Genomic DNA, 21,942 nt, shown 5'->3' with positions numbered 1-21,942 from the left:
ATGGGGGAGTGTCTTCACAGGCCGTTCCCCTGCCAAACCACCCGGCGTGCAGGTCCGCACCAGGGAGTTCGAGAGATTGAGGTCAGGAGAGACGCGGTAAACTCAGGCTATCGAATCAGGCGATACTCCACGCCCATCGCCCCTTCACAATTTGAAGGTGAAGGTAATACTAAGCACCTCTGCGCCACAAATGCTTCACAGGCGCCAAGACAAGTTGGCCCCGTCTTTTCTTGCGTCGAACTTTTCCACGCCAAGGTGGCTTCGATGGAAAACCACCTCGTTTCGAGTTAATCACGGACTGGAATTTACGCTACCACTAGCCAGCAGGGCTCGACCTATATTCTTAGCTGCTGTCAATGTAACGGACAACGCTCTGCGTTCGAGTTCCTCGGTTGTGCAGCGGACAGCAGGGGCTGCGATACTGATGGCGCCGACAGGATAACCATCTATATCCAGTACTGGGACGGCCAAAATCCTTAGGCCCTCGGCGAAAAGTGAATCGCTAATGATGTATCCATCCGTTCGAATTTTCTCCAGTACCTCGGAAAGCGGTCGAGAGAGTGCTTTGCTCTTAAAGGATGTGGATAAGGAAAGCGCCTCAATGCGCTCGACTTCGTGCTCAGGCAGGAACGCCAGGATCGATTGGCCAATTGCTGTTTGGCAAGCGGGGACGGTTGTGCCGATACGGATATCCACTCCCAGGCGAGTGATGCCCGCCCTGACACGCTCAAGATAGAGTACATCGGGCCCTTGAAGAACGGCAAAGCTCGCAGCTTCGCTTATTTCGCTGACGAGCCCTTTTAGAACCGGGCGAACCAGGCTGCGAAGGTCTGTATGCGCAATTGCGTGGAAGCCCAGATTGAGAATTTTGAGTGTGAGGGAAAAGCGCTTGCTTTCAGGGATGCGAGAGACATATCCGAGATCCACCAACGTATTGAGCATACGGTAGGTTGTGCCAGGGTCGAGGTCGGCCTTGGCTGCGATCTGGCTCAATGTAAGCTCGTCTTTTTCCGCAGTGAAGGCCTCCAAGACTCGAAATCCTTTGGCAAGTGACTGAACAGTGCTGCGCTGGCTTTTGTCTTCGTCAGCAGAGTTCGTCGGTTCGCTTTTTGTTGAGTTTCTGGGAGCCATGGGCGATATCCATCTGGGGTAGTTCTTGTTTTCGGAATGCGAAAAACCGTTAAAAAGAATAGCACCTGGCGATGCGTTGGCCTACTCGGTTATCCACCGCCCGGTTTCCGAGTTGCGAAATGATCACTTATTGCCTTCCCTCGTCTTCAGCTTTCCCGCCTCACTGGACGTACAGACTCACGGATCCAGCGAAGAAGCAACCGCAGATCCGCAATCTGAACGGCTAAAGCGAATTCGTCGAACTTTTGGATTTGCGGCTTCAAAAACTCATCTGTTTCCACCTCGCTTCAATGTGTCTGGTATAGCTTAAATCCAGAGAGTGTCAGGGTGGCGTGGATATTCAGCGCGTTCTTAAGTGCTCTACAACCCCCTTGTGATCGGCGCAATAGATGGCACTTTGCAATCGTGGCCGGCCTAAATCTGCAGAGCCTTTATAAAACCTAATGGAATTTCATGGGCAGCAAACATGACATAAAAGAATAAAAAAGCAGTTGGATCGTCAAAAAAAGTGTGGGCCCTGCAAACTGATGGTGGTAGTCTGAATACAAGAAAGAAAAAACTTTCGCATTCCGAAAAACAAAAAAGGCGCGACGAAAGATGAAACAGATCGCTAAGCAAGATGCCTACCCCGAACATTCCGTCGTCCATGACCAAGGCAGTTGCATAAATGCCCGTCTTCCCGCGATTGGCGCATACCGCCCGCGTGCCGTGCCCGGTTTGCATACCAGGTCAGCCTTTATTCGCACTCCGTTCAACAGCGCCCGCTCTGTATATGACGTGCGACGCTTCCATAATAGTGCCGACATACAATCAGCGCCGTCGACATCACGCTCGAACGACACTTTCAGTACCTCAGCTAGAAAGTCCTCTAAATTTTTTTCCTTCGCCGTGAACACGGTCGTGAAGTAGTCATTTCTGAAAAGCTGATCACCCGGCATTAGCCAGTAATGCTAAACAAGATTAGCTTGGGAATAAACTACACCACTGCACTGTGTTTACGACGGTAAGTTTTTTATCGCTCTGAAAAGCGCAAAAACAATAAAAGGAAGTGCTATGTTGATGCACCACGTTGAAACTGAGCCCTTGCCAGAAAAAGTTAGAAGTCAGGCGAATATTAGTGCCAGGTTAGAAAGGCTTCCCATCACCAGACAAGTATTTTGGGCCAGGAATATTATTGGTGCCGCGACCTTCTTCGACGGTTATACCGTCATTGCCATTGCCTATGCGATGCCGGTTCTGGCCAAAGAGTGGAGCCTGAGCGGCACCCAAATCGGCATGATTCTCTCTGCCGGTTATCTGGGGCAGCTGTTCGGCGCACTGATCTTTGGATGGCTGGCCGAGAGAATTGGGCGTATGAAGGTGCTGACATTTACCATCCTGTTGTTCGTATCGATGGACGTCGCCTGCCTGTTTGCGTCCAGCGCAGCGATGATGATTGCTTTCAGGTTCATACAGGGCATCGGTACGGGAGGAGAAGTCCCGGTCGCGAGCGCCTATATCAACGAATTGATCGGCTCCAAAAAACGAGGAAAATTCTTCCTTCTGTACGAAGTCATGTTTCTGCTTGGTCTGGTAGGGGCCGGGATAATTGGCTACTTCCTCGTTCCGATCTACGGCTGGAAAGCAATGTTCGCAGTGGGGTTGGTACCCGCGATGCTGCTGATTCCCCTTCGTTTCTTCCTATTCGAATCGCCGCGTTGGCTTGCTTCCAAGGGGCGCCTTGAAGAGGCTGACCGGATTGTCACTCGCCTGGAAAATAGCGCGGTCAAAGCAGGCAAGACACTGCAACCTCCAGTAGAAGTGCCGCAGATGCATGCGATAAATAACAGAGGGGGTTGGAAAGAGCTTTTCAAAGGCATCTACTTTAAGCGCTCACTCGTTATTTGGGCCATGTGGTTTGGCTCCTACATGGTCGCTAATGGACTTATTACCTGGCTGCCGACACTTTATCGTCAACACTTCCATTTGCCGCTCGAAACCAGCCTGGCTTATGGTTTCATGACATCAGCAGCGGGTGTAGTTGCTGCAGTAATTTGTGCACTATTGATTGATAAGGTCGGTCGTCGCCGCTGGTACATGGGTGCCTTGTTTCTCGCCGCAATACCTCTCGCGATACTGGCCACCACAGGCGCAACGGCACCAATAAAGATACTGGTACTGGCCGGATTGGGATATGCGCTGGTCCAGACAGTTACTTTTTCGCTGTATTTGTACTCGGCGGAACTTTATCCCACTCGGCTACGCGCGTTAGGTACGGGTGTAGGTAGCGCCTGGCTAAGATTGGGTTCGGCATTGGGTCCAATAATTGTAGGTTTTACCGTCTCCGGCGTGGGTGTTCAATATGTGTTCGGTATTTTTGCGGCGGTGTTATTGATGACAGCCGTTATCACTGCATTATTCGCTATTGAAACCAAAGGCCGAATTCTGGAAGAGCTATCGCCATAAATTTCAACTGCATAAATTTCAAACCGCAACAACTGAATTAGTTTCAAACTCAGAGCACATAAGTATGTGTTTTGCGCCCGCGCATGCGTTATTTGCGAAATTTAACCAAACCAGAGGTAATGAAATGAGCACTAAAAACACTATCGACCTTAAAGGCCTCGTTCCTGCTCCTGTCACGCCGTTCACTCGTGAAGGTGAAGTTGATTATGCGGCTATCCAGAAACTGGGTGCCTGGCTCGGCAGCTTTGAAGGCGTGAAGGGACTGGTTGTTCTGGGCCACGCGGGTGAAGGTACCTTCCTGACTCAGGACGAACAGGGTCGTGTGATCCAGGCTTTCAAGGAATCGGTAGGCGGCCGTCTGCCAATCATCGCTGGCATCACTGGCGAAGGGACTCAAGTAGCCGCTGAAGAGGCCAAGCGTGCCGTAGCTAATGGTGCAGCAGCAGGCCTGGTTTATCCATCCCATGGCTGGCTGCGTTTCGGCTATCAGAAAGGTGCTGCGCAGGACCGCTATAAGACGATCTACGAAGAAAGTGGCCTGCCACTGATCCTGTTCCAATACCCAGACGTGACCAAGGCGACCTATGACCTGGAAACTCAACTGGAAATTGCCAAGCAACCTGGCGTGTTCGCCATGAAAAACGGTGTTCGCAACATGCGTCGCTGGGACACCGAGATCCCGGTAGTCCGTCGTGAAGTTCCCGATCTGCAGATCCTGACCTGCCATGACGAATACCTGTTGCACACCATGTTCGACGTAGACGGCGCATTGGTCGGCTACGGCAGCCTGACCCCAGAGCCGCTGATTGAGCTGATCGCTGCTGGTAAGCGTCGCGACTACCCCGCTGCTCGCGCCATCCACGACAAACTGCTGCCAGTTACTCGCAACGTCTACCACCGCGGTTCCCACATGGAAGGCACAGTAGCCCTGAAACATGGTCTGGTTGCCCGTGGCATCTTGGACCATGCCACCGTGCGCTCGCCGCTACTGCCACTGGCGGAAGGCGCCGACAAGGAAATCGCAGACGCATTGCGCAGCGCTGGTCTGATCTGACCACGAGCCAAATTGATGCCGTACTCCAAAGGTGCGGCTTTGAGGTAAACCACATGCCAAAGGCCTGCACATCAGGCCCTTGGCATCACTCGATCCGGATACTTCTCCACCTACATTCGAGCCGTTTTACCGGAAGTGCGGCGTTGAGCCCGCTCAACTGGTGATGACAGGCCGACATTGCCCTTCAATAAAAACAACAGGGGACAGGTCTTGAACATTCAGAATAATCGCGCAACTCGTGTGTTTTTCATTCCCGCTTTGGTTTTACCTTTCAACGCACTGGCTCAGGGTTTTGTGGATGACACAACCGCTACTCTGAACTTCAGAAATTTCTTCTTTGATCGCAACTTCACAGCGCCTGGTGTTGCACAAAGCCAGGCTCGTGAGTGGACGCAAGGTTTTATCTTCGACCTCAAATCCGGCTTTACCCAAGGCACCGTGGGAGTTGGGGTTGACGTGCTGGGGAAATACGCAGTGAAGCTCGATGGAGGCGCAGGAAGGTATGGTGCGCTGCTGTTGCCAAAGGACGCCGACGGGGAGCCTGCGTGGAGTTTTGGGAGACTCGGCGTCGCGGTCAAAGCAAAGTTCTCGAATACGGAGTTGAAGGTAGGCGAGTGGATGCCCAATTTCCCGATTGTTACAGCGGATGATTTTCGCGCCTTGCCGCAGACTTTTCGCGGTGCCCAGATTGCTTCGCAAGAACTCAAAAACTGGTCCTTCTATGCAGGCGACCTGAAAAAAACCAGTCTGCGCAATGACTCCTCGATGGAAGACCTCACCTTTGGCTCGGCTCGATCAGACTCTTTCGAGTTTCTCGGCGCCGACTATCGCTCCCCCTCCAAAAATACAACGGTCAGGCTTTGGTCTGGTGAGCTGAAAGACATCTATGAACAGCACTACCTCGGGCTGAACCAGAAATGGCAACTGACTGAAGGGGTATCGGTGAACTCCAACCTTGGTTTTTTCTGGGGTAAAGACTCAGGAAGTGCGAAAGCCGGTCAGTTGGATAACCGTACTGTGTCAGCGCTATTTAGCCTCAACATGGCTGAACATGCGATCAGCCTAGGACTGCAAAATGTCTCGGGGGATACCGGTTGGATGCGTATTGGAGGAACCGGCGGTATCTATTTGGCCAACAACACCTTTAACCATGCGTTCGACAATCCCCGGGAACGGTCCTGGCAAGTTCGCTATGACCTCAATTTCGCCGGCTACGGAATTCCTGGTTTGAATTTCATGACACGCTACGTTCACGGTGACAACGTGGAACTAAAAAATGTTGAAGATGGTTCAGAGTGGGTACGAGAATCGGAGTTGGGCTACGTAGTCCAGAGCGGAAAGCTCAGATTTCTATCTGTTCGTTTGAGGAATTCAAGCATCAGGCGGAATTTCAACGCCAGTGATTACGATGAAAATCGGTTGATCGTCAGTTACCCGTTAGACGTTTTCTAATAGATAATTATCCAATTACGGATTAACACTAATAGTGTACGAATGATAGAACAGCAGGATCAAATATCGTCCAATTAGTCAAACTGGTCGCCGACGCTGCCACATGCCCGTAATCCAGGGGTGGGGGAACCAGTAAATGGAGCTTCCCCCAGTGTCGCCTTAAAGCTGAAAACGCGAAACGACAGTACGCATTTCACCCGCCAACAATGAAAGCTCTTCTGCCGTCAAAGCGTAATCTTCTATGCCCTCCATCAGCGAAAGGCTACCGTTGCGAATCTCGGTCACATTGCCGTTGATATCCTCAGAGACGGCGTGCTGCGTCGGTCGTCGCTAGTTGCAGCTCTTGGATAATCCGGCGGATCTCTTCAGTAGAGTTTTGTGTCCGCGAGGCGAGGGTTCGACCTCGTCCGCGACCACCGCGAAGCACCGACCCCGTTAAAAAAGTCCGCTCCATTCGCTGCGGGGACCCTGCGGATCCCACTACGATAGTGGGCCCACTGATAAGCGCCAACCAGTGCGAATTCATCCGTGGCCAGATCGACGACGCCGTCGCAAAAGGTGCACGTCTGCTAACGGGTGGCGAATACCAGGGTAACCTGTTCCAACCCGCCGTCGTGACCGACGTCACGCCCCCCATGGCCCAATCTTAACATCGCTTTCGAAAGCGATTTTAGACGCTATACGCGATGGTGAATTGCCGTATGGCTGCCTCGAGATTTCTGTTCCTTTAGGAAGCTATATAGAGCCCTATCAACTGACCATCCGCCATTCACGGATGAATTCGTCTGGCTTAAGCCTACTACTTTATAGTTGCCCGGACCGCACCCCAACGGGAAAGGCGACCTTATCAAGCACGTCCCCCCCGATGCCCAACGTAAGGAGACTGTCATCCAAGCAAAAAAAGCTGCCCTCCTCCTGCCGCCTGGCTTCCGGCGGGCGCGACCAATCTTGGTAGCTATCTCGCTGATGCTGATTGCGCACTCAGCATCTGCATTGCGCGTCAGACTGGTGTTGCGTGCCGACGCAGCGTGGCGGCCACCTGCCAGGGGGTAGCGCCAGCATACTCGAAGTCAAAGTTGCAATTGTGCTGCACGAAATTCAGTGCTTGGCCGCAATTGATCAGGTCGGACTGCGCAGTGGAAAGGTGCGGAAAAGCATGGAGCGAGTTGCGCCGACGACTTATGCTCTTCGCCGAGCAGCAGAAGCTCTCTGATCAAGCACGGCTGATATTCGATTGCATCCCGAAGATGATTCGCTCAACGCGCGTACCGGGTAAGCCGACCTATTTCCGACACACACAACTGCGTCACGACTGGCGTCAGCGTCAGCGTCAACATCAACGCCGACGCGCAGGCAATACGTAAACTTGCTGTTCGCCGTCAGATCGAACGGAGGCATATATCAGCGGTAGCAGTCTAACGGCGTAACATCGGAATGACCGCAGAAAATATAGATGCGCAACATGGTCTCGAGGTTGGAGCTTCCTGCCGACGAGGCCTTAAGGTACAACCCGTCGTTTAGGCCCGGCAGACCAGTCCGGGATAACATCTGTCGAAACCTCCGCGGCGAGTTTGCTTGCACCCACGGTGTTTTCCAGAAAGACTCCTACCTACCGTGCTGGTCGACGTACAGTTGAATCTTGATGCCGTTCATCAAGACGATGCTTACGCTGAAATGTAGCCATTTTTTGAAATTGCCCAGATTCAATCTAGTTCTTTCTTAATACCAACATCTTTTGCGATGGCCGAACTGCATGAGTCGCAACAATGGCGCTGGTCAACAATAAGTGGTCACGGTGAGTCATGTACTGGACCCCGACGCTGTGTCGTAATTGACGTACCGTTAAATTATCCAGGACTCCTGCCGATGGCCAATAATGAAAATAATGCCTCACACCTGTCCCAAACGCTTAGATGGACTGATGCGTTTGCCCTCTCCATGGCGGTATCGGGCTCCATATTCGCGTCTTTTGGATTCGCGCTAGGGGCGCTAGGTCCGATCGGAGCACTGCTTCTATGGGTAGGATCAGCAGCAATTGGTGCGTGTCAAAACTGGATTTTTCTTGAAGTCAGCGCCATGTTCCCAAACAAACCAGGCGGCGTTGCAATGATAGCCACTGAAGGTTGGAGGCGCCGTTGCGCTCTGGTGGGCCCGATCGCTTCTTTCGGTTACTGGTTGGGCTGGTCAGCAGTACTCGCAATTGTAGGCGTCAGCGCTGGTTCGCTGATTCAAGCACAATGGTTCCCAGAGCAGATCTGGAGCTACCAACTCGGATCAGTGAACATTGGACTTGCACAGTTTATCGGCGTAGGTCTGATAGTGCTTTTCTGGCAGTTCAACCGCTTGGGCGTACAGATGGCAGCGTCCGCCTCAAAATATATGGGCGCCCTGCTATTGGTTCCAATTTTAGTCCTAGCATTTGCTCCGCTCTACAGTGACGCTTGGAAGTTCGAACACTTTCAGAACGCTTGGAGTAATTTGCCTGTTGCAGATTGGAATACAGGTCGTACCGCACTGATGTGGCTTTTCCTCATTGCGTGGAGTGCCTACGGCACAGAAATGTGCGCTGCGTTTGGCCCTGAATACCGCAGCAAGAAAGACATGCGTCTGGCCCTAATAACATCTGGTGGTTATACAGTTGCTGTGTTCGCTGCAGTGGCTTTCAGCCTCGGAGGCTTGGCCGATCAGCAGGCAGCAATTGACAATCCGAATGGTTTCTTTATCGGAGCTTTCGATGCAATCTTGGGTAGCGAATACAGCAGCTTCTTCATTAGCACGCTGCTAGTCGGACTATTCATGGGACTGAATGCCTCCCTCGCGGACGGATCGCGTGCCCTATATGGCATGGCACTTGACGGTTTGACGATTCGCCAACTGGGTGTGCTTAACAAGCATCAAGTACCGGGCCGGTGTATGGCTGTCGCAGTTGTAATTAACATTGCAATGGTCTTTCTGCTCTCCTCTCCTCTCGCCATCTTGGTGACTGCTAATATCGGCTATGTGGTATCGATTTTCTTTGCCCTTACTGGGTTTCTGTGGCTCAGGAAAGATGCTGCTGACATTGAAAGACCCGTAAAACTTAGAGCTGGGTGGATTCCGATCGCATGGGTCTTTAGCTTACTGACCGGCCTGATAGTGCTTGTGGGGGCAGCCTCAACAGAACTCGTAGGATACGGTGGGACGAAAGAGCTTTTGATGGGCATAGGTATTCTACTTCTTTCCGTAGTGCTTTATGGTTTACGGAAACTGCAAGACCGCTTTCAACCCGGTGATCTAAAAACTCATCAAAGCGGTCACTGAAAATTATGGCATCCGACGGCCAGACCCACTGGCCTTCTCAATGCAAATTCTAGCGCCCGATTTTCGCGATACGGCCCTACTCATTGCTTATTTAAAACACTGAGTAAGCAACATTAGACTCCGCACATTGAGTTTTAGAGCCCCATCTATTCGAAACGAGGATGGGGCTCGTCAACGTGTACGAACCTTAGCTCTGACCGCCAGCAGTAACTGCCGGCACTATAAATACTGTCGAGTTTCATCGCGCTTTCCATTGGCCTGGTCGGCGCACTTTTCATTTACTTGATGCTAGGGCGCCGCCGCTACGTAAGCGTCCGGCCAATTCACCTACCGCATCAGTGGATGCCTGCCGATCGCTGCAAGGTGTATTCGCTGGCATAACATAAATAGAACGATCCTTTTCTCATGGCGCTTGGCTCTATCTGACTCAGTGGGGTGGTGACGCTTAAACGCTTAAATGCATAAAGAAACGTTTCAGTCGGCGCGTCACGATGAGAATGCCAAACCTTTTTATTTGTGTGTGGGTTTGGAGCACGAAGCACCAGATAATGCCAAAGAGACATTCTGGCGGAAAGAGCGATCATGAAGCGCAGCACTGCTGCCTGCTCGAGGTTAATTGACCGGGCAGTCGATGTTGGTACGCATACAAAAACTCGTTACAGATCTGGCTTATCAAAATTGGATCTCGGCCGATGAAGGTACATACACAATAAGAAGTCAGTGGCTCAGGCCAACTGATGGTCAACCCGCACATTGCTCCCAAGCGAGATAACCCAATGCTCGACACTCTCTCCATCCGCTTAAAGATCACCCTTCTCTCCGGATTGTGCCTCTTGGGCGTGATTGGCCTGATCGTCAGCCTGAATCTCTACCAAAGCAGTCAGAACAATCTGTTGATCAGTACGTCGAGCAGCAAGATGCTGACGGAAAGCGGGGACGACCTGCTGCAGGCCAAGGCCGCAGAGCAGGCGAGTAAGCTGCAAAGGGCCTTCGGCGATAGTCTGCTGATGCTCACCGTTCTTTCCGACCAAGCCTCCAACTTGCGCACTATGGCCGCCCAGCGCGGATTGGCTGCCGCCACGCTGCGTGAAGAACTGACCCAGAGCCTCAAGACCACCTTTGATCACAATCCGCAGATATTGGGGCTTTGGGTGATTTACGAGCCCAATGCGCTGGAAGGTAAAGACAGTGAGTTCATCAACGACGCCGCGCGTGCCTCCAATGAAAAAGGACGTTTTACCAGCGGCTGGAATCGGGGGGCCGGTCAGTCGATCAATATCGTGATTCCCGAAGACGATTTGCAAAAGACCGAGCTGAGTATCAGCGGCGTCCCATATAACAGTTGGTACACCTGTCCGCGAGACACGCGACACACCTGCCTGATGGCACCCTTTATCGATACCCAGGCAGGAATGGCACAACTGATGACCACCCTCTCCATGCCCTTGATTGCCGATGGCAAGGTCATCGGCGTCATTGGCGTGGACCTCGCACTCGGGGCTTTGCAAGCGGCAGCCAGTGATGCACAGCAGACGCTGTTCAACGGCTCGGGCCATATGCTGATTGTCTCCGACAGCGGTGTCCTCGCCGCTTACAGCAAGGATGCCGGTCAGATCGGCAAACACATCAGCATCCCTTTGAGAGATGAAAGCAAGGCAGTGCTCAGCGCATTGCAACTCAAAAAGCCGGTGGTGCTGAGTCAGGACGAATTGATCCGCGCGGTCTACCCCGTTGCGCCCATCCCTGGCGCCGCGGCGTGGGGGGTGGTGATTGACCTGCCCAGGGACGTACTGCTGGCCGACTCATTGGAACTTCAAACATTGCTTAACCAGGCGCAAACCCGGGACACCCTGAAGTCGCTGCTGGTCGCAACAGGCGCTGGACTGCTGGGCCTGCTGCTCATCTGGTTCACCGCCTCTGGCGTAACGCGCCCCATCAACAGGGTCGCTCAGATGCTCAAGGCAATTGCCAGCGGCGACGGCGACCTGACACAGCGGCTGAACTACAGCAAGAAAGACGAACTGGGCGAGTTGGTGAACTGGTTCAATCGTTTCCTCGACAAACTGCAACCTACCATCGCACAGATCAAACAGAGCATTACTGACGCTCGCGGCACTGCCGACCAGTCCTCGGAAATCTCGAGGCAGACCAGTGAAGGGATGCAGGTGCAATTTCGCGAGATCGATCAGTTGGCAACAGCCTCTAACGAAATGAGCGCGACGGCCCATGAAGTCGCGCACAGCGCCTCGAGCGCCGCCCAGGCTGCGCAAGGTGCCGACGAAGCGTCAAGAGAAGGCATTACCATCATCGAAAGAAGCACTCGCGACATCAACGCCTTGGCTAGCGAGGTCAGCAAGGCCGTCGCGGAAGTCGAAGCTTTGGCGGTCAACAGCGAGCAAATCGGCTCGGTACTCGAAGTCATCCGCAGCATTGCCGAACAAACCAACCTGTTGGCCCTCAATGCTGCGATTGAGGCGGCGCGGGCCGGGGAAAGCGGTCGTGGTTTTGCGGTGGTCGCCGATGAAGTGCGCAATCTTGCCAAAAGAACCCAGGACTCCGTCGAACAAATCCGACTGGTCATCGAGCGTATCCAGACTGGCACGCGTGGCGTGGTGGCAACCATGCATTCAAGCCAGACGCTGGCCCAGGAGAACGCCGAGCAGATCCAACAAGCAGTGCAGGCATTAGGCAAAATCAGCGATGCGGTGACAGTGATCAGCGATATGAACCTGCAGATTGCAAGTGCGGCGGAGGAACAAAGCTCTGTGGCCGAAGAGGTCAATCGCAATGTCTCAACCATTCGCGGCGTGACCGAAGCGCTGACTGAACAAGCGGCTGAGTCGGCGCAGGTCAGTAGTCAGCTCAATGCACGAGCCAATCAACAAATGAAGCTGATGGATCAGTTCCGCGTATGACGCAAACAGGCTTCGATTACGCGATACGTAAGCGTCTGGCGAAGTCACCTTGCCCTATCAATGGATGCAGTGCTGACCTATGCAAGAGTTTTCCCCGTAAGCTTACGGTGTGGGGATCGCTAAAGACCATATATCATGACAAACGACAGTACGGGTACGACAAAGTCACCTACCCGATCCCAGCCATACCTGCCAGAGCTATGCAAGCTGACTCCAGCAGACGCTTACTCACGAGCGGTCAGGTTCACATATCGTTAGACACGGCCGTGTAACATCGCAAGTTCGGCAGAACAGGGAGTTGATATGGAAAACCCAGACAAACGAATCGTTATTGTCGGTGCAGGAATCGTAGGCGCGTCTCTGGCTTACCACTTGGCAGGTAAAAACGCCAAAGTCACTTTGGTCGAGGCTGAAGATATAGCCTCCGGCGTGACTGGAAGCTCATTTGCATGGATCAACTCTTCACACCCCGAACCAGACCCCATTGCGCAACTGCGCGGTGCTGCAATCGGAGAATACCGCCGGCTCGAGGCGCAACTGCCTGATCTTAAGATTCGCTGGACGGGAGCCTTATCCTATAGCGCCAGGTCAAATGAAGTGCCGGCTTCAGGTCACCTGGCGTCGGCACATCTCGTGTCCAGATCGCAGATTCTAGACCTTGAGCCAAATCTCAAAAGTCCCCCTCAGTATGCCTTGTATGCGGCATCAGAAGGGGCGCTGGACGCAGTGGCAGCAACCTTTGCGTTGGTCGCAGGTGCCCAGGAAAATGGCGCGGAAATTCTCACCCACGCGCGCGTTCTCGGCTTTACAACCCAGGGCAAATAGGTGACGGGGGTTGAAACCTCGATGGGCATCATTAATGCCGATATCGTCGTACTGGCGGCGGGTACAGGCATCACGAAGCTGACAAATATGCTTGGAGTATCCCTTCCTATAGAGGCTTCACCCGCCATTTTCATCCGTTACAAGTCACAACCCAACCTCGTACACACCTTGATTTCAAGCCCTGAAATGGAAGTCAGGCAAAGTTCGGACGGTGCGTTGCTGGCGGCCGAGGATTACGTGGATGACTCATTGCAAAACCAGCCAGCAGCGGTAGCTCTACGAACGGCTAGAGCGATCCAGAACGAACTGCACGGGGTTGTTTCCATTGATCCGGAAATGGCCTGCATCGGCCTCAGACCAATGCCTGAGGATGGCATCCCCATCATCGGTTATCTGTCAAAAACCGGCGGCGTATACGTTTGCGCCATGCACCCTGGCGTTACCTTGGCGGCAGTAGTGGGCCGTCTTGTCAGCGAGGAAATTATCGACCACAGGGCCTCCTCTGCCCTTGCTCCCTGTCGGCCCGATCGATTCTTCCGAGAGTAGGAGGTCTAATCGTGGATCAGTGCTCTTATTATTCAAGTATCAGCCTAGTGCGGCAGCAACATGAGTCGAACAATATTGAATCTGCTCAAACTCAAGAGACCGATATGATCCGCCCAGCCAAGGCAAACGATGAACCCGAGATCAGAGAGTGTGCCGAACAGGCCTATGCTCGTTATGTTCCAGTGATCGGCCGAAAACCAGCTCCGATGCTCGCAGATTTCGTCGCTCAGATAGCGGCAGGGATAGTGTACGTGGCGACGGATGACCAAGGCATCTTTCAGGGGTTCATTGTGTTCTATGCCGAAGAGGAGCATATCTTGCTGGAAAGCGTGGCTGTCTTGCCCAGCGCAGCCGGACGCGGCGTAGGCAGGGCGCTGATCAGCTTTTGTGAAAGTGCTGCTCGGCAGCGTGGCATGAACAGCGTACATCTCTATACCAACGAGAAGATGACCGACAACCTCATGATTTACCCGAAGCTCGGGTATGTGCAGGTGGCCCAACGTACGGAAGACGGGTTCAAGCGCTTTTACTTTGAAAAATCCCTCACCTGATCCAGTGCGGCTTGACCTCAATTGGCGCTGCTTTACAGCGTCAATAAACATTCAAGATCGAGAGACGTTCGGCTTCGGCAACGGTTGGCTAAAGCCAAGCACGTCCCTCGCGTCCAAGCTAATAAAGTGATATGCACCCTATATAGAAGCGGGTGGTGAATACGCCTTGACGAAGCCCTAAACGCGTCTGTTTGCTTGTCGGTTAACATCGAGCTACGAAATCCATTAACACTTGCAGCGCGCTAGCTCTCAGACAAGCTTTCACGTGATAGCGCCCCAGAGCTAATGTAAGCATAAAGTCACGAAATAGTTGCAAGGACTCCAAAGGCGATGCTTGAAATTCTACAAGGTACCCCCCTCTGGGTTTTCGGTAAGCGTCCGCCCAACACACCTTGTGTGATTAAACGGGCGCCCACCTGTGCGGCAACAGCGCGGTAATCTCACTCGCACGCTGCGTCGGCAGGCGTGTAAGAACATCCTTCAAGTAAGCATACGGATCATGCCCGTTGAGCCGTGCCGACTGGATCAAACTCATGATCGCCGCCGCACGTTTACCGCTGCGTAACGAGCCCGCGAACAGCCAGTTCGAGCGCCCAAGAGCCCACGGCCGGATTTGATTCTCACACCAGTTATTATCGATGGGCACAGCACCGTCATCGAGATAGCGCGTCAGCGCTATCCAGCGTTTGAGGCTGTAATCCAGCGCCTTGGCGATGGCCGACCCCTCAGGCACAAGCTGTCTTTGGGCGATCATCCAGGTATGAAGTGCGTCGGCGATTGGCGCTGCTTTTTCCTGCCGTATTCGCTGCCGATCACCCGGCTCCAGCTCTCGGACTTCTCGCTCAACTTCGTACAAGGCCGCGATGTAGTGCAGCGCTTTTTCGGCGACCTGGCTCTTGGTGGTCGCGTGCAAGTCGAAGAACTTCCGGCGGACATGGGCCATGCAGCCGATCTCCGTAACGCCCAGTTCAAAGCCTGCCTTGTAGCCGGCAAAGTCATCGCAGACCAGCTTGCCGTTCCAACTGCCCAAGAAGGCTCGGGCATGTTCGCCAGCGCGGCTCGGGCTGAAGTCGTAAACGACCGCCGCCAGGTTGGAGAACTGACTGGTGGCATAGGCCCAGACGTAAGCGCGATGAGTTTTCTTCGCGCCAGGCGTCAGCATTTGTACCGGCGTTTCGTCAGCGTGGACGACGCCATGCGTCAGCACGGCTTCGCGCAACGCATCAACCAGCGGCTGTAATTGCACGCCGCAGTTGCCCACCCACTGCGCCAAGGTGGAACGGGCGATGGGCAGCCCGGCGCGGCCGAAGATTTTCTCTTGGCGATACAGCGGCAGATGGTCGGCGAACTTGGCCACCATGATGTGGGCCAGCAGGCCGGCGGTCGGGATGCCCTTGTCGATGACCTGCGCCGGAACCGGTGCCTGGATCAGGGTTTCGCACTGATCGCAGACCCACTTGCCACGGATGTGACGCTCCACGGTGAACACGCCCGGCGTGTAGTCGAGCTTCTCGCTGACATCCTCGCCGATGCGCTTGAGGGCGCAACCGCACAGGCAGTGGCTGTTGTCCGGTTCGTGATGGATCAGCGTGCGAGGAAACTGCGGTGGCAGCGGTGCGCGCTTGGGTTGCTGGCGCACTTTGGCTTCGACAGCTGCCGGTTGCAGCGCCTCAAGTTCGGCTTCGATAGCGGCGATATCCGTATCGATCAAGTCGTCGAGCAGGCTGGCTTGATTCGGGCTCAACTGCTCGCTGCGCTTGGCAAACTTGAAGCGTTTGAGCAGTGCGATCTCGTGGGCCAGTTTCTCGTTGACCGACTTGTGATGAGTGATTTGCTTGTCCATCGTCTCGACGCGCTGGATCAACTGCGCCGCCAAGGCGCGCAGTTCTTCAGGGTTTAATTGATCGAGATTCGGATGCGAAGTCATGCCACCGATTTTGCCAGAGAGGGCTAGTGGCGGCGATAGACGGATGGGCCAATTGCGCTGGCAAGCGCGCCATGGCAGACAAGTTAGAGCACCGTGATGGCTCCTCCGGAACCGACGCGTTGCCAAGGTAAACCGAGCACCAAGGCTTGAAGTTGCTCTGCATCCAACTCGACTTCAGAGCCGTGCCGCACGCCCGGCCAAAAAAAGCGCCCTTGATTCAAGCGCCGGGCTGCAAGCAAAATCCCCAAGCCATCATGCACCAGCACTTTCATGCGATTGGCACGACGGTTGGCAAACAGATAAGCACAGTGCGGCTTCGCCGCACCGAACACCGCCACGACCCGCGCCAGCGCAGTTTCAGTGCCGGCGCGCATGTCCATGGGCTCGGTGGCGAGCCAGATGGAGTCGATGCGGATCATCGCAGCAGGTCTCGCAGGAAAGCAGAACACCCCGCTGCATTTTCTGCCGGCCAACTCACCACAACTACGCCTTTTGAATTCGGCACTTCGATTCGGATCGTGGCAGGAAGGGCCTGATGCATCGGCACCGGCGGCGATGTCTTGACCGGGATGAAGGCGGTTTGAAGTGTCAGGTTTTTCTGCGCATGCACGCGTATCCATTTATGGACGAGGTTGGCGTTGAGATTGTGGGTCAACGCGACATTGGCGATCGAGGTGTCAGGCTGCGCGCATTCGGCGATGACCTGGGCCTTGAAGGACTTGGAATAGGAACGGCGTTCTTGTGGCATAGGCGTCCGCTTAAAAAGGCTAAAAATGGTGTCCACTTAAATTTAGGTGGACACCATCGCCTCAAGCGACGGTGTCAGGAAGGTGTGTTGCCCGGACGGTTACCGCGATACGGCCGCAAAAAGGATTTGTCGCAAGGCGTGCTCTGCGCACCGATTTGTTCAGAGCGGCATCCATTTACGTATGAAGTCGGCGTTGATGCCATGGCTCATGGCGACACTGGATACGGTTGCGCTAGGTTGCAGGCATTCCTGAACGACCTGGGCCTTAAACGGTTTGGGATAAGAGCTTCGTTGGCGCATGGAAATCCTGGCGATAAGGGCGATCGCGTCCGCTTAAAAATACGCGGACACGATCGTCCTTAATGCTGGGATTTTGAAGGTGTGTTCGCCGGGCGCTTACGCCGCTACGAAACGTCAATCAAATGGACGCCTGTTTCCAAACCAACTGGCAGTGGTGCCAGACTGCACAGGCAGTAGGCCACGTAATGGCAACGGGTATCAAGACGCTAGTTCAAGTCGAGGCCTTCCTCGAGTATGGACTTCTGCACGGCTTCACGACTCTTCACACGCTCGTACCAACCAGCAGATGGGTCGCGGCGCAGGGCATAGAAAATCTGCGCTAATAGCTGCGGTGTGATGCGATGCAGCAATGCCATGAACTGCATGCCCTTGTTTCTGCAGGCTGCTTTACCCACACTTTCAAGCCCCATCGAAGCGCAAAGCCACCGTGCCGTAACTCTGCGGGCCGCGGAACTACGCCATCCACTCAGCCGCCTGGCTCTCGGATATCGCCAAACCTGAGGTAGCCAGAAGTCTCACTGATATTAATTGCCGACTGGGGACTCACCGCCCTTATTGCAGTGTTAGAAATGGCGTCGCAATCCCCTGGGAAGGCCTCAATGACGTGAACGTTTATTTTCTTCGGAATCGCGAACAAAAGAAGGCGCGAGGCGAATCGGTTTTCTGAAACGTTTCCAGCAGATGCCTATGACTAAGAACGTGATTGGAAGGTTTTAGACATCCAATCAGCCCAGAAATCAGTGGAGAGATATCGATCAGTGCCCTAGGGGAGATGTCGTTTTTCATTCCGGGTGAGCATTTGACGTGGCAAAACGGGCAAGGCCACCGAACAATTAGGTACTTGGCTGGCGAAGGGCTCGGTGACGATGCCCTCCAAAAGAGACAGCACTACATTCGCAACTGAATTATCGTTCTGTCATTCGCCGGTATTCCCCAGGTGCGGGCGTCAATTTCGATAAAATAGGATATTGGGCGCTATACTAAATGCCTTTCGAAACGCATAACTGAAGTGGGAAGAGCCGGGAAAGCCAAACTCCAGGGCCACCTACGACACACCAAGTACCTGCGCTTTCTTAAGCCATTAAAATAAGTTTTTTCATCGTAAGACAACTCTCTTCTGTAAGCATCAATATAGAATTCTATTTAAACGCGAATAGTGAGCCGGTACGACGACGAATCGCATGCTTCCCATTACTCACAGCCCCCACCCAACAGTTACAGTATCGGTTAAGGTGGGAAGAACCATCTATAATGGTTTGTTCACTACCGTTCTTGATTGCCAGTGTACGGATAAGTCCGATGCAAATGGTTGGTGCCAGGGCGACGCCGGGAAGAGAACCAATAATCCTGGCAGGCAGAGACATGTGCGCGGCAGCCACAGCCAAGCGAATTAATTCTGCAAGGAATACCCTCATCCCTTTCCCTTATTTGCGACTAGGAAAACCCATGAGCGATATTCCACTGCTGCCTCAAGTTGAGGCCTTTCTCAACCGGAGTCATGCGCTGTTCATCGACGGCGACTACGTTCAGAGCAATTCGAGTCAGACGCTGGACGTGATCAATCCAGCCACCGGCCAAGTCATCGCCCGCGTCGCGGATGCTGACTCTGCGGATATCGATGCAGCCGTGGAGTCGGCTAATCGCGGCTTCAAGCAATGGTCTCAGACCACACCAGCGACTCGCGGCAATGTACTACTAAAATTGGCGGATCTGCTTGAGCAAAACCGCGAAGAGCTAGCGCAGATCGAAACCTGCCAGTCTGGCAAAATTATCCAGATATCCCGAGCTTTTGAAGTCGACCAAGCTGCGCACTTCCTTCGTTATTACGCTGGCTGGGCGACCAAGATCAGCGGCCAGACTATCACTCCGTCGCTGCCCTCCTTTGCTGGCGAACGCTACACCGCTTTCACTCTGCGCGAACCCGTCGGGGTGGTCGTAGGTATCGTGCCATGGAACTTCTCGACCATGATTGCCATCTGGAAACTTGCTTCGGCGCTGGTAACCGGCTGCAGCATCATAATCAAACCTAGCGAATTCACGCCGCTGACCATCCTGCGCATCGCCGAGTTGGCCATTGACGCAGGACTCCCTGCTGGCGCGCTGAACGTGTTGACGGGTGGTGGACTGGTAGGCAAAGGACTGATCGAACACCCAGGCACGGACAAGGTTTCATTTACCGGTTCTGTACCTACCGGTATCGCGGTTGGCCAAAGTGCCATGGGCGCCGGCTTAACACGTGCCACGCTTGAATTGGGCGGGAAAAATTCTGCGGGTTTTCTGCGCGATGTGAACCTGGACAAAGCTGTCAACGGCATTATTGAAGCAGGCTTTCTGCACTCCGGACAAATCTGTGCCGCCGCCGAACGCTTCTTCTTTCATCGGTCACAAATCGAACCGGTCATGGATAAACTGGCTCAACGCCTTAGCAAACTAAACATTGGCTCGCCATTGGATGAGCGGACTGAATTTGGTCCCGTCACCAACCGTCAGCATCAACGCAAACTTGGCGAGTTTTTCGCCAAGGCACGGGCCGAAAATAACACCATCATCTACGGCGGCAATCTGATTGACCGCCCAGGCTGCTATGTCGAACCGACAGTAATTCTCGCTAACACCGTTAACGACACGCTGCTCAACGAAGAGACATTCGGCCCTGTAGCAACCTTCTTCCCTTATGACACTGAAGAAGAATTACTCGCGCTGATGAACAACACCCCATACGGCTTGAGTGCCAGCCTCTGGACCAACGACCTGAGTAAAGCGCTGCGCATGGTCCCAGCCATCGAAGCCGGTACCGTATGGGTAAACATGCACACCATGCTCGATCCGGCGGTGCCTTTTGGCGGCAACAAATCCTCTGGCGTAGGCCGTGAGTTTGGCGGGGCATTTATTGACGATTACACCGAGTTGAAGTCGGTGATGATTCGTTACTGAAAACGATACGCGAACTTCGCGCGGCGTTTCTAAAACTCTGCTGAACAAGGAACAAACCGAACGCTATCCGCGCATCTGAAAAGGTGCGCGGGGACGTTGCAGTTAGTTGCCCATCCGAAGCGTGGACACATATGTACCCTTCAAGCTTTCAGGGTTTGATATTTTTAAGCTCGTTAAGCAAAGACAACAACTTCTCCATCTTCTCCGCACCAAACTGCTCCTGGATCCTTTGATAGTTGCGCTCCATACCTTCGCTCATCGAAACGAAGCATTGCTGGCCTTGCTCAGTCAGCGCCACGAAAACCCGCCGCTGATCCTGGGAAGACTTCTGCCGCCGCACCAGGCCATCGCGTTCCAGTCGAGTGAGCACCCCCGTCATGCTTGGCTTGAGAATGCAGGCTTGGAGCGCCAGCTGATGACTTTCAAGTTCGCCTTGCTGACGCAGTATTCGAATGACCCGCCACTGCTGTTCGGTCAGATCATGCTTGTTAAGCGCCGGACGAAAAAATGCCATCGCGGCTTCGCGGGCTTGCAATAGGGTCAGCGTCAGTGAAAGTCTCGGATTAGCCATAGTCAAAAATACATGAATGGACGAGTCGGCAGCTTAGTGTTGCCAGCAGGCCGGTGCAAGCCACAGGGCAATGGTCGAATGTTCCTGGTCAACCGTCTACGAACGGCTAATAAACAACCGCACCACCGCGCAGAGACCCTGTGAAAAGTGCAATCGGTTCACCGTAAAAGCCATTCTGCCGTGCCAGTTCGGCGGCCATGATGATCACCACAAGATCAACAAAACCACAGCTAGTAAACCTATGCACTGCTCAACGCAAACCCGGCTGCCGCTGGCGGTACTCCCCCGGAGTGACCTGAGCGTAACGCTGGAAAAACCGACTGAAATAAGCCGGATCCTTAAACCCGAGCTGATAGCATATTTCGTTGGCCGAACTGCCGGTGAACAGCAGCAAGCGTTTGGCCTCCTGCATCAGGCGTTCCATGATCAGGCGTTTGGACGGCAGGTCGGCGATCCGTCGACAAACATCGTTGAGTCGTGCCTCCGTAACCCCGATACCGTCGGCGTAACGCGACAGCGGCCAATGCTGCAGATAGTGAGCTTCAATCAGCTCATTGAAACGGTGGAAGATTTTCAGATCTTCATGCCTAGCAGGCCTCGCCTTCAACGAGTTGGAGCACAAGCGCAACAGGCTGATCATGATCAGTCGCGTCAGGCTGTCCAAGGCAGCGCTACGGCCCGGATGATCGCTCACCACCTCTACACTCAACTCCTCGAACAGATAATCAAGGCGACGCACCTCTCCCGCGTACTCCGGCCTCAGATGCGCCAACGCGACACACGCCGCCGGAAGTTGAGCGCCGGTGGGCACCAGGCTGGAATCTGCTTCGATCAACTGCCACACCAATTGCTGACGCACCGTCAGTACGTGCCCGTCACTATCGGCCTCTGTCACAAACGAGTGCGGGACGGTGGGCGGCGTGAGGAAGAACATCGGCCCCGACTCGACGTACTGCTGATCGTCCAGATATACCCGCACCGTTCCGCTCTTTACGTAGTGCACCTGGAAGAATCTGTCGTGGCGGTGTACGGGCATGTTCCGACCAAAAAAACCGGCCAGGTTACGGAGCTTGTCGTAATGGACTTCCGCATCGCTGTAGCGCTGGTCGTAGACCTGGCCAATGTTGATGTTGGGAATCGGTTGACGGTCGATCATAGCGGTTTACTCAGTTTTTTTGCCTCAGGACCTGCGGTCGCTTTCATCCTGCACCTAATTTTGGATGGCAACCACTACCGGGTATAC

At 53.8% G+C, this 21,942-nt stretch carries 17 protein-coding genes and 3 pseudogenes; 10 read left to right on the top strand and 10 right to left on the bottom strand.

The genetic code is table 11. The features are described 5' to 3' along the window. Nucleotides 1–291: 291 nt before the first annotated feature. Entirely contained in the window at nt 292–1,131 is an 840-nt protein-coding gene (locus tag ATY02_RS12590; RefSeq protein WP_068580946.1) for an IclR family transcriptional regulator, read from the bottom strand. 1,053 nt (nt 1,132–2,184) lie between these two features. Between ATY02_RS12590 and ATY02_RS12585 the strand changes: the two genes are divergently transcribed. The 3 genes from ATY02_RS12585 to ATY02_RS12575 all read left to right on the top strand — a co-directional run bounded on the left by ATY02_RS12585 (nt 2,185) and on the right by ATY02_RS12575 (nt 6,082). Further along, on the top strand, nt 2,185–3,576 hold the full coding sequence (locus tag ATY02_RS12585) for an MFS transporter (RefSeq protein WP_068580949.1): 1,392 nt from the start codon (nt 2,185–2,187) through the stop codon (nt 3,574–3,576). A gap of 124 nt (nt 3,577–3,700) precedes the next feature. Continuing rightward, the gene (locus ATY02_RS12580; RefSeq protein WP_068580953.1) at nt 3,701–4,630 is read left to right on the top strand and encodes a dihydrodipicolinate synthase family protein; all 930 of its coding nucleotides are present in this window, start codon (nt 3,701–3,703) and stop codon (nt 4,628–4,630) included. A gap of 210 nt (nt 4,631–4,840) precedes the next feature. Continuing rightward, nucleotides 4,841–6,082, top strand: a complete 1,242-nt coding sequence (locus tag ATY02_RS12575) for an OprD family porin (protein WP_068580956.1) — start codon at nt 4,841–4,843, stop codon at nt 6,080–6,082. Nucleotides 6,083–6,241: 159 nt separating this feature from the next. Here ATY02_RS12575 and ATY02_RS36010 read toward each other — a convergent pair. Then, nucleotides 6,242–6,517 (bottom strand): annotated as a pseudogene (locus tag ATY02_RS36010) (methyl-accepting chemotaxis protein); the annotation flags it as partial. Nucleotides 6,518–6,570: 53 nt separating this feature from the next. Between ATY02_RS36010 and ATY02_RS36350 the strand changes: the two are divergent. Beyond that, complete coding sequence (locus ATY02_RS36350; protein WP_241526806.1) at nt 6,571–6,732, top strand: aldehyde dehydrogenase family protein; 162 nt, start codon at nt 6,571–6,573, stop codon at nt 6,730–6,732. A 1,216-nt stretch (nt 6,733–7,948) separates the two neighbouring features. Continuing rightward, nucleotides 7,949–9,382: an APC family permease gene (locus ATY02_RS12565; protein ID WP_068579029.1), complete on the top strand. Its 1,434-nt coding sequence runs from the start codon at nt 7,949–7,951 to the stop codon at nt 9,380–9,382. Nucleotides 9,383–9,717: 335 nt separating this feature from the next. Here the strand turns inward: ATY02_RS12565 and ATY02_RS12560 are convergent, their stop codons facing one another. Next, nucleotides 9,718–9,978, bottom strand: coding sequence for a hypothetical protein (locus ATY02_RS12560; RefSeq protein ID WP_141698209.1), 261 nt, complete (start codon nt 9,976–9,978; stop codon nt 9,718–9,720). A gap of 141 nt (nt 9,979–10,119) precedes the next feature. Between ATY02_RS12560 and ATY02_RS36590 the strand changes: the two are divergent. The 4 genes and pseudogenes from ATY02_RS36590 to ATY02_RS12545 all read left to right on the top strand — a co-directional run. After that, nucleotides 10,120–11,439: pseudogene (locus ATY02_RS36590) on the top strand (HAMP domain-containing protein); the annotation flags it as partial. Between the two features lie 102 nt (nt 11,440–11,541). Next, a complete protein-coding gene (locus tag ATY02_RS36585; protein WP_416220681.1) occupies nt 11,542–12,297 on the top strand; it encodes a methyl-accepting chemotaxis protein in 756 nt (251 codons plus the stop codon). A gap of 303 nt (nt 12,298–12,600) precedes the next feature. After that, nucleotides 12,601–13,668: pseudogene (locus ATY02_RS12550) on the top strand (NAD(P)/FAD-dependent oxidoreductase). A gap of 104 nt (nt 13,669–13,772) precedes the next feature. Continuing rightward, nucleotides 13,773–14,219: a GNAT family N-acetyltransferase gene (locus ATY02_RS12545; RefSeq protein ID WP_068579025.1), complete on the top strand. Its 447-nt coding sequence runs from the start codon at nt 13,773–13,775 to the stop codon at nt 14,217–14,219. Between the two features lie 400 nt (nt 14,220–14,619). On the opposite strand, the gene tnpC is transcribed toward ATY02_RS12545, so the two are convergent. The 5 genes from tnpC to ATY02_RS36005 all read right to left on the bottom strand — a co-directional run bounded on the left by tnpC (nt 14,620) and on the right by ATY02_RS36005 (nt 17,559). Continuing rightward, nucleotides 14,620–16,146, bottom strand: a complete 1,527-nt coding sequence (gene tnpC / locus ATY02_RS12540; protein ID WP_068579022.1) for an IS66 family transposase — start codon at nt 16,144–16,146, stop codon at nt 14,620–14,622. 83 nt (nt 16,147–16,229) lie between these two features. Then, a complete protein-coding gene (gene tnpB / locus ATY02_RS12535) occupies nt 16,230–16,565 on the bottom strand; it encodes an IS66 family insertion sequence element accessory protein TnpB (RefSeq protein WP_068579020.1) in 336 nt (111 codons plus the stop codon). Next, a complete protein-coding gene (gene tnpA, locus ATY02_RS12530) occupies nt 16,562–16,894 on the bottom strand; it encodes an IS66-like element accessory protein TnpA (protein ID WP_068579018.1) in 333 nt (110 codons plus the stop codon). The genes tnpB and tnpA overlap by 4 nt, the downstream gene beginning before the upstream one ends. Before the next feature lie 159 nt (nt 16,895–17,053). After that, nucleotides 17,054–17,194 (bottom strand): transposase, encoded by a 141-nt coding sequence (locus ATY02_RS36580; protein ID WP_083235640.1) that lies wholly within the window; start codon nt 17,192–17,194, stop codon nt 17,054–17,056. A 206-nt stretch (nt 17,195–17,400) separates the two neighbouring features. Then, on the bottom strand, nt 17,401–17,559 hold the full coding sequence (locus ATY02_RS36005; RefSeq protein WP_206600604.1) for a hypothetical protein: 159 nt from the start codon (nt 17,557–17,559) through the stop codon (nt 17,401–17,403). A 1,081-nt stretch (nt 17,560–18,640) separates the two neighbouring features. Here ATY02_RS36005 and ATY02_RS12515 point away from each other — a divergent pair. Continuing rightward, the gene (locus ATY02_RS12515) at nt 18,641–20,128 is read left to right on the top strand and encodes an aldehyde dehydrogenase family protein (RefSeq protein WP_068579016.1); all 1,488 of its coding nucleotides are present in this window, start codon (nt 18,641–18,643) and stop codon (nt 20,126–20,128) included. Between the two features lie 148 nt (nt 20,129–20,276). Here ATY02_RS12515 and hpaR read toward each other — a convergent pair whose 3' ends face one another. Both hpaR and hpaA read right to left on the bottom strand, forming a co-directional pair. Further along, the gene (gene hpaR, locus ATY02_RS12510; RefSeq protein ID WP_068579015.1) at nt 20,277–20,699 is read right to left on the bottom strand and encodes a homoprotocatechuate degradation operon regulator HpaR; all 423 of its coding nucleotides are present in this window, start codon (nt 20,697–20,699) and stop codon (nt 20,277–20,279) included. A 250-nt stretch (nt 20,700–20,949) separates the two neighbouring features. Then, nucleotides 20,950–21,855 (bottom strand): 4-hydroxyphenylacetate catabolism regulatory protein HpaA, encoded by a 906-nt coding sequence (hpaA, locus tag ATY02_RS12505; RefSeq protein ID WP_068579013.1) that lies wholly within the window; start codon nt 21,853–21,855, stop codon nt 20,950–20,952. Between the last annotated feature and the right edge of the window lie 87 nt (nt 21,856–21,942).

The sequence above is a fragment of the Pseudomonas sp. BIOMIG1BAC genome (assembly GCF_001705995.2).
GTDB classification, from domain to species: domain Bacteria; phylum Pseudomonadota; class Gammaproteobacteria; order Pseudomonadales; family Pseudomonadaceae; genus Aquipseudomonas; species Aquipseudomonas sessilinigenes.
Note: the sequence above shows the minus strand (reverse complement) of the source record. Positions and strands in the feature narration are given on the sequence as shown.

What these genes read in the sequence shown, in the direction of transcription:
- ATY02_RS12565 (WP_068579029.1), top strand. Translation starts at nt 7,949, where the DNA reads ATGGCCAATAATGAAAATAATGCCTCACACCTGTCCCAAACGCTTAGA.
- ATY02_RS12515 (WP_068579016.1), top strand. Translation starts at nt 18,641, where the DNA reads ATGAGCGATATTCCACTGCTGCCTCAAGTTGAGGCCTTTCTCAACCGG.
- hpaR (WP_068579015.1), bottom strand. Translation starts at nt 20,699, where the DNA reads ATGGCTAATCCGAGACTTTCACTGACGCTGACCCTATTGCAAGCCCGC.
- ATY02_RS36005 (WP_206600604.1), bottom strand. Translation starts at nt 17,559, where the DNA reads ATGCAGTTCATGGCATTGCTGCATCGCATCACACCGCAGCTATTAGCG.
- ATY02_RS12545 (WP_068579025.1), top strand. Translation starts at nt 13,773, where the DNA reads ATGATCCGCCCAGCCAAGGCAAACGATGAACCCGAGATCAGAGAGTGT.
- ATY02_RS36580 (WP_083235640.1), bottom strand. Translation starts at nt 17,194, where the DNA reads ATGCGCCAACGAAGCTCTTATCCCAAACCGTTTAAGGCCCAGGTCGTT.
- ATY02_RS12580 (WP_068580953.1), top strand. Translation starts at nt 3,701, where the DNA reads ATGAGCACTAAAAACACTATCGACCTTAAAGGCCTCGTTCCTGCTCCT.
- tnpA (WP_068579018.1), bottom strand. Translation starts at nt 16,894, where the DNA reads ATGCCACAAGAACGCCGTTCCTATTCCAAGTCCTTCAAGGCCCAGGTC.
- tnpB (WP_068579020.1), bottom strand. Translation starts at nt 16,565, where the DNA reads ATGATCCGCATCGACTCCATCTGGCTCGCCACCGAGCCCATGGACATG.
- ATY02_RS36585 (WP_416220681.1), top strand. Translation starts at nt 11,542, where the DNA reads ATGCAGGTGCAATTTCGCGAGATCGATCAGTTGGCAACAGCCTCTAAC.
- hpaA (WP_068579013.1), bottom strand. Translation starts at nt 21,855, where the DNA reads ATGATCGACCGTCAACCGATTCCCAACATCAACATTGGCCAGGTCTAC.
- tnpC (WP_068579022.1), bottom strand. Translation starts at nt 16,146, where the DNA reads ATGACTTCGCATCCGAATCTCGATCAATTAAACCCTGAAGAACTGCGC.
- ATY02_RS12585 (WP_068580949.1), top strand. Translation starts at nt 2,185, where the DNA reads ATGTTGATGCACCACGTTGAAACTGAGCCCTTGCCAGAAAAAGTTAGA.
- ATY02_RS12590 (WP_068580946.1), bottom strand. Translation starts at nt 1,131, where the DNA reads ATGGCTCCCAGAAACTCAACAAAAAGCGAACCGACGAACTCTGCTGAC.